The sequence below is a fragment of the Streptomyces sp. PsTaAH-137 genome, from assembly GCF_003259365.1.
Lineage (GTDB): Bacteria > Actinomycetota > Actinomycetes > Streptomycetales > Streptomycetaceae > Streptomyces.
This window is the reverse complement of the sequence record NZ_QLLY01000045.1, coordinates 1-6481: the sequence shown is the minus strand read 5'-3', so window position 1 is coordinate 6481 and position 6481 is coordinate 1. Positions and strand designations below refer to the sequence as shown.

Annotated in this window: 6 protein-coding genes; 3 read left to right on the top strand and 3 right to left on the bottom strand. The window is 74.5% G+C overall.

Going from position 1 to position 6481, the window contains the following annotated elements; genetic code table 11:
* Nucleotides 1-308 precede the first annotated feature (308 nt).
* The 3 genes from K377_RS40405 to K377_RS40395 are packed head-to-tail and all read left to right on the top strand — an operon-like array spanning nt 309 to nt 2265.
* Nucleotides 309-1574 (top strand): helix-turn-helix transcriptional regulator, encoded by a 1266-nt coding sequence (locus tag K377_RS40405; RefSeq protein ID WP_111668634.1) that lies wholly within the window; start codon nt 309-311, stop codon nt 1572-1574.
* Nucleotides 1575-1588: 14 nt separating this feature from the next.
* Nucleotides 1589-1795 carry a hypothetical protein gene (locus K377_RS40400; protein WP_111668633.1) on the top strand — a complete coding sequence of 69 codons (207 nt, stop codon included), beginning with the start codon at nt 1589-1591 and terminating at the stop codon, nt 1793-1795.
* Nucleotides 1795-2265: a hypothetical protein gene (locus K377_RS40395; protein ID WP_111668632.1), complete on the top strand. Its 471-nt coding sequence runs from the start codon at nt 1795-1797 to the stop codon at nt 2263-2265. The genes K377_RS40400 and K377_RS40395 overlap by 1 nt, the downstream gene beginning before the upstream one ends.
* Before the next feature lie 67 nt (nt 2266-2332).
* Here K377_RS40395 and K377_RS40390 read toward each other — a convergent pair whose 3' ends face one another.
* The 3 genes from K377_RS40390 to K377_RS40380 form a co-directional block, all read right to left on the bottom strand.
* Nucleotides 2333-3616, bottom strand: coding sequence for an MFS transporter (locus K377_RS40390; RefSeq protein WP_111668631.1), 1284 nt, complete (start codon nt 3614-3616; stop codon nt 2333-2335).
* Nucleotides 3613-5466 carry a hypothetical protein gene (locus tag K377_RS40385; RefSeq protein ID WP_111668630.1) on the bottom strand — a complete coding sequence of 618 codons (1854 nt, stop codon included), beginning with the start codon at nt 5464-5466 and terminating at the stop codon, nt 3613-3615. Before K377_RS40385 ends, K377_RS40390 begins: the two co-directional genes overlap by 4 nt.
* Nucleotides 5463-6481: ATP-grasp domain-containing protein (locus tag K377_RS40380; RefSeq protein ID WP_111668629.1), on the bottom strand; the 1019-nt coding region annotated here is incomplete at its 5' end. The genes K377_RS40380 and K377_RS40385, both read right to left, overlap by 4 nt.

Here is a 6481-nt window from a genome sequence, read left to right as displayed (position 1 = left end):
GCCTCCGCCCCGGAGCACGTCGCGGTGCACAGGAATCGAATACGTCATGGGCGACCCCCGAAAGGCTGGACGAGGCGCGGGCGCAGGCGCCGGCCGACGGTGCTGGAGATCCTGCCCTGATCCGCTGGACCTCCGCTGGACCTCCGCTGGAGAAACGCGTGAACCCGGACCGAGGGCCGGGGCACGGCCATGGCAAACGTTTGCCCGGCTGTTGCCCGCCGCTCTACGCTCGACGCGGTCATGACGACACCGGCCGCTCGCGGCCCACAGCCCGCCGCTGGGCCCGTGTTCCCGGAGGGAAGCCGCTTATGCTCCGACAGCCCGCGTTCGGCCAACGCCTGAGGAAGATGCGCCTCGCGCAGGGGCTCTCCCAGACCGCTCTGGCCGGCGACGGCATGTCCACCGGCTATCTCTCCCGCCTGGAGTCGGGCGCCCGCCAGCCCACGGACCGGGCCGTCGCCCACCTCGCCGCCCGACTCGGCGTGCAGCCCGCGGACTTCGAGGAACCCGCGGGCGGCTCCCTGGCCAACGCGCTCACCCTCGCCGCCTCCACCGGCGCCGACGACGCCATGGACACCCTGCGCGACGCGCTGGCCGCCGAGGCGCACGAGTCACCGGTGCTGCGCTGGCAGACCCTGTGGCAACTGGCCCGCCACCGCAGGCTCCAGGGCGACCACGCGGCGGAGCGGGCGTACCTGGACGACCTGGTCGCCCTCGGCGACGAGGTCGACCTCCCCGCCCTGCGCGTACGGGGCCTGAACCGGCTCGCACGCTGCCTGCGCACGCTCGGCGAGATCTCCGCGGCCCTCGACGCCGCCGTCACCGCCCACCGCCTCGCCCGGGAGCACTCGCTGGGCGTGGAGGACCGGGCCGGTGTGCTCCTCGCCCTCGTGTCGGTGGAGGCCGAGGCGGGCCGGCTGCCGGACGCCCGCGCGCACGCCGACGAACTCACCGCCCTCGTCGAGGGCCGCACGGACACCCTGTGGGCGGAGGCCGTCTGGACCGCGGCCTCCGTACGCACCCGCCAGGGCGACCACCAGGGCGCGCAGGCACACTTGGAACAGGCCCTCGACCGGTTCCCCAGCAGCGAGGACCTGGTGCTGTGGCTGCGGCTGCGGCTGAGCGCGGGACGGCTGTACCTGCTGAAGACGCCCGCCGACCCCGAGGCCGCCGAACGGTGCGCGGCGGCCGCCGGACAGGCCCTCTCCTTCGTCGGCACCGACGGACTGCGCCAGCAGCTCACCGCGCTCAAGGCCGACATCGCCTTCCGGACCGAGCGGTACGACGAGGCCCGCGTCCTGCTCGGCGACCTGGAGGCGCGGCCCCTGCGCATGTCCTACGTCGACCAGGTCAGGCTCGACGTCCTGCGCCACCAACTGCGCGTCATGGCAGGCGACATGACCGGCGTGGACGGCCTGCGCACGCTCGCCGAGCAGGCCCAGGCCGACGCCATGATCGACCTCGCCGCCGAGATCTGGCGCATCCTCGCCAAGACGCTCTCCGCGCTCCAGCACGGTTCGACCTCCTCTGCAGCACCGGCCGCCACGCTGGGCGGTCAGGCAGCATCCACGTAGACGGAGGGACATCCATGAAGAACTCCCGTAGGACCGCGGGCGCCGCCGCGGCCGCCGCGCTGGCCACCGGTCTCGTCCTCGCGGGCGCGGCGTCGGCCACCGCCGCACCCCAGTGCATCTCCTCGCCCACGCAGCTGGAGCAGAGCCTCCAGCAGGCCGTCGCCCTGGAGCGGGCCGCCGACACGGGTGAGCTGGCGCCCACGTCCGTCGGCAGGATGTGATGACCGGCACCGAGGACGGCGCGGGCACCTCCTGGTGTCCGAGCGGCGTCGCCGACGCACCGGAGTCCGTGCTGCTGGGAGTGCGCTCCGGCGCGGACGGACAGGTGGCCTACCTGGCCGAACCCGTACCGGCCGCGACCGCGCTCGGCATGGTGCCCGCGGACATCGAGCCCCGCAGGATCCTCCGGTTCGCCTCGCACTGCGTCGCCTCGTGCGCCAACCGGCGCGGTGACGACTGCACCCTGATCGAGCGGGTCGTGGCGGGGTTCCCCGAGCAGGAGTCCCGCAGCCTTCCCCGGTGCCATCTGCGGGCGGACTGCAAGTGGTGGGGTCAGGCGGGTCTCGCGGCCTGCCGCCGCTGCCCCGCCGTGTCCACCCGTCACCACACCGACGACGAACGGTCCGTCCTGGTCGCCGATCCTGCCGCCACCGCGGACGAGATCGACGCCCACTTCGCCCCCAGCGGCTGAGGTCCGTCGCCCACCGACGCGGGACGTGGGCGTCCCGGGGCCCGCCATGCCCCGGGGCGCCCACGTCTCACGTCACCGCCGCTTCGTGCGTCTGCTCCCGGCCAGCCGCCCGTTCGACGGAGCGGCCCGACGTCAGGGTCCGCACCTGGCGGCTGCACAGCGCCGCCGCCGTCACCGCCACCACCAGCGCGGCGCCCGCAAGGAGCGTGCTCCGCACCCCGAAGTGGGCGGCCACCGGGCCCGCGGCCATCTCGCCGAGCGGCAGCGCGACGAACGAGCCGAGCGCGTCGTAGGAGTACACCCGTGCCAGCCGGTCTGCCGGGACGTTCTCCTGCAACGACACGTCCCACGCCACCCCGAACTGCTCCAGGGCCGCGCCGTTCGCGAACATCGCGACGCTGAGCAGCAGGGCCCCGGGCGCCTCGGCGAGCACCACGAGCGGCAGCGACTCGACCGCCACGAGCGCGACACCGACCAGCAGGGCGTGCCGGATCCGGGACCGGGCCGCGAGCACCCCGCCGGCCACCGCGCCCAGCATCTGCGCGGCGAGGACCGCGCCCCACACCCCGCGGCCGAACGTGTCGTCGGCGACCACCGGGCCCAGCACCTGGATGCCGCCCGCGACCACCGCGTTGACGACCATGAACTGCACCACCACGATCCACACCCAGCGGCGCGCGGTGAACTCCTTCCAGCCCTCGGCCAGTTCCCGCAGCGGACGGACCCGCTCGGCCGGTGCGGGGGACTTCTCCCCGGCCGCCTTCACCCCGGCGAAGAAGACCGCGGCCCCGGTGAACGCCACCGCGTTGCCGAGCAGCCCCCACCCGGGGCCGAACACGGCGGCGACGATGCCCGCCAGCGACGACCCGGCGATCGCACCGATGTTGGTGGCCATGCGCATCACCGCGTTGGCCGGACGGAGCAGGTCGTGCGGCACCGTCTGCGGCGTGAGCGAGGCGGAGGCGGGCAGCGACAGCGCCGCCAGCGCGCCGTTGAGGACGCTGAGCACCACGAGCAGCGCGATGGACGTCGCGTCCAGCAGCACGCTCACCGCGATGGCCGCCTGCACACCCGCCGCGGCCAGCGCCGAACCCTGGAGGACGAGCGTGCGCCGCACCCGGTCCGCCACCACGCCGCCGACCAGCAGCAGCGCCACGTTCGCCAGCGACCGCGCCCCGACCACGAGGCCGAGGTCCGTGGCCCGGCCCGTGGTGTCCAGGACCGCGAAGGCCAGGGCGACCGGCGCCATCGCGTTGGCGAAGTAGACCAGCATGCGTCCCGCGGCCAGGTTCCGGAACGACCGGTGGCGCAGGGGAGTCCACGACCCCGTGCTGTCCGTGATGCCGTTCATGCGCGTGTGAGCTCCGTTCCGGCCGCGGGGGCCGTCGTCCGTGTGCCGGTCGCGGGGGCGACGGCGAAGTGCACCCGCGAGACCGAGATGCCGAGGTCCTGGACCGCGTAGGGGCAGAAGTAGTACGCCTGCGGGGTCGCTCCGGGGGCCACCGCGAGGGTGAACGTGGTCCGCACCCGGTCGCCGGGGCCGGCCGCCTCCACCCGGCGCAGCACCGGGCCGGCCCTGGCGTCCAGGTAGACCGGCAGCACGATGCCGAGGTTGACCGTGCCGGCCCGCCGCGCCACGGTCTCCACGACCACGTCCAGGGCGGAGCCCGCGACGACGGTGTCGGCCGCCGTCACCTCCAGCGGCGCCGCGCCGTCGTGCGCGTTGGCGACGTCGCCGCAGCGGGCGCACACCACCTGCACCGTGTCCGTGATCGCGGGCACCCGGCCGCGCCGGCGGTAGGCCCGCAGCGGACGTCCGCACGCGCAGGGCACGTCCAGGTCGTACGGCGCCTCGGCGACGCTGCGTTCACCGAAGTAGGTCGGGAACTGAAGCACCGGGTCGTCGTGGTGCTTGGCGAAGCGGTGGGCGAGCGCCAGGTCGAGGGACGTGGTCTCCCGGGCGATCGCCGCGGCGGACGCGGCGGCCTCCGGCGCGGCGAGCGCCACGGTGCGCACCACGTCGTGCAGCAGGGTGTCCGCGAGGGAGCGCAGCCGGGGCCGCAGCGGATGGTCCTGGCCGAGCAGGCCGCTGTCGAGCAGCCCCGTCAGACGGGCGCCGAGGGCGTGCACGTCGGGACCGTCGGCGGGGCTCCGCTCCTCCCCTGCCCCGGGCGCCGGTGCGGCGGGGGCTCCCGAGGACTCCAGGCCCACCTGCGTGAACGCCGGGTACGGATTGATGTCGCGCAGCGCCTCGTTGACGGCCGAGGCCGTGTTGCCCGCGCCGCGGGCGCCGTCCAGCCACACCAGGTTCTCCGGCCGCTGCCCGTCGCAGGCCGTGAGGGTGGCGAGGACGGTCTGGGCCGGCCCGTCCAGGGCGTTCAGCAGGATCAGGTACTTCGGGTCGTACATGGCGTGGCCCGCCGTGGCCCCGCTGAAGCAGTTGGCGAGCACCAGCTCGGCCGCCCGGACGGAGCGGGCGGGGATCAGCTTGTCCATGGGCTTGGTGCAGCCCAGACCGTAGGCGCACTTGGGGCCGGCCGCGCCGGGGGCGGCCGCGACCGGGCTCGCCCCGCACAGCGTGAACTGGCCCAGATTCAGCTGGTCGTCCTTGCCGTTGCCGTGGAAGAGGACCCGGCGCCACACCCGGCCGAGGGCCAGGTCCCGCACGTCCAGGCGCTGCACGTCCTGCGCGCCGCACCACACGTCCGCGCCCGCCGCCGGGGCGGCCGTGTCCAGCTCGGAGACGACGCCGACCTCGGCATCCGCCGCCACCTGCGCGTACTGCTTGGCCACCACCCAGCTGAGGCTGTGCACATCACGGCCCGTCAGCTGGAACACCGCCCGCCCCGCGGTGTGCGCGGCGTCGAGCAGCGGCTGGATCGTGTCGCCGCGCAGCCGCGCGTACGACCCGAGCAGCAGCACCGACCCCGCCCCGGGCAGCCCGTCCGCGTCGTGCACCCAGCGGCGGGCCAGCGGCCGGGCGAGCTCCAGCAGCGCCTCGGGCAGCTCGGGGTCCAGGACCAGGCCGGTGTCGGCCGGGGCGGGCGTGCGGCGGCCGGTGTACACCTGCTCGGCCAGGGCGATGCCCTCCAGCAGGTCGGCGCGCTCCCCGGTCCACACCGGCAGCGGCCCGCCCTGCCCGTACGCCTGCACCGCCTGTGCGTAGGCGTCCGGTTCGGTGTGCGCGGCGAAGACGCTCATGACGCGGGCCCCTCGCCGGTCTCGGCCACCGTCAGCTCGAAGTGCCGCAGCACCGCGTGCATCCGCTCCTCCACCTCGGCGGCGGTGGCCCCCTCCACGTGGACGTAGCCGGTGGAGGCGTGCGAGGCGCGCGGCGGGTCGAGGACGTCTCCGACGGCGGCCGTCAGATGCGCGCCGATGACGCCCGGCAGCCGCAGCAGTTCCTGCGCGGAGCTGATGTGCGTCACCCGGCCGGGACGGGTCGGCAGCAGCAGGTCGCCCACCGCGCGGTCGCTGGTGTAGCGCGGGTGCGGCACCCGGTCCAGGTAGGTGTCGAGGATGACGTGGAGGAAGTCGAAGCCGTACGCCAGGCCGTGGTTCATCGGCACTTCGCAGCCGCTGAGCCGCGCCGCGACCTCGCTCATCACGAACGAGCCGTCCTCCTTGAGGAAGAACTCGCCGTGCAGATAGCCGTGCGGGATCCCGAGTCCGTCGGTGAGCCGCTGCGCCAGCTCCCGCGCGTCGACGGGGATCTCCTCGCTCGGCGCGTACGTGATGTTTGCGTTGATCTTGCCGTCGAGGACCTCCAGGATCGGCACCGGGTTCTTCGACAGGTACGCGTCCAGGACGACCCCGCGCGCGACGACCGCGCACAGCTGGAACTCCTGCCCCTTGATGTACTCCTCCGCCATCCACTGGAGTTCCGGGTCGAGGTCCGCAACGCCGGCCACGTCGGCCGGGGTGTCGAGGCGGTAGGTGCCGATGCAGGAGTCCGCGTCGACCGGCTTGAGGATCACCGGCCAGCCGGACTCCTCGCCGAAGGCGACCACGTCCTGCTTCGTCGTCACCGCCCGGTAGCGGGCGTGCGGGATGCCGAGTTCGGCGTAGCGGTCCTTCATCGTCGTCTTGTCGCGGACCCAGCCGACCTGTTCCTGGCTCAGGTGCGGCAGGTCCACGAGCTGGGCGAAGCGCTGGGCGTCGGCCTGGAGCGCCTCGTTGGGGTTGCAGAAGAAGCGGGGCCGCGGCAGCGCCGGGG

What these genes read in the sequence shown, in the direction of transcription:
- K377_RS40405 (WP_111668634.1), top strand. Translation starts at nt 309, where the DNA reads ATGCTCCGACAGCCCGCGTTCGGCCAACGCCTGAGGAAGATGCGCCTC.
- K377_RS40400 (WP_111668633.1), top strand. Translation starts at nt 1,589, where the DNA reads ATGAAGAACTCCCGTAGGACCGCGGGCGCCGCCGCGGCCGCCGCGCTG.
- K377_RS40395 (WP_111668632.1), top strand. Translation starts at nt 1,795, where the DNA reads ATGACCGGCACCGAGGACGGCGCGGGCACCTCCTGGTGTCCGAGCGGC.
- K377_RS40390 (WP_111668631.1), bottom strand. Translation starts at nt 3,616, where the DNA reads ATGAACGGCATCACGGACAGCACGGGGTCGTGGACTCCCCTGCGCCAC.
- K377_RS40385 (WP_111668630.1), bottom strand. Translation starts at nt 5,466, where the DNA reads ATGAGCGTCTTCGCCGCGCACACCGAACCGGACGCCTACGCACAGGCG.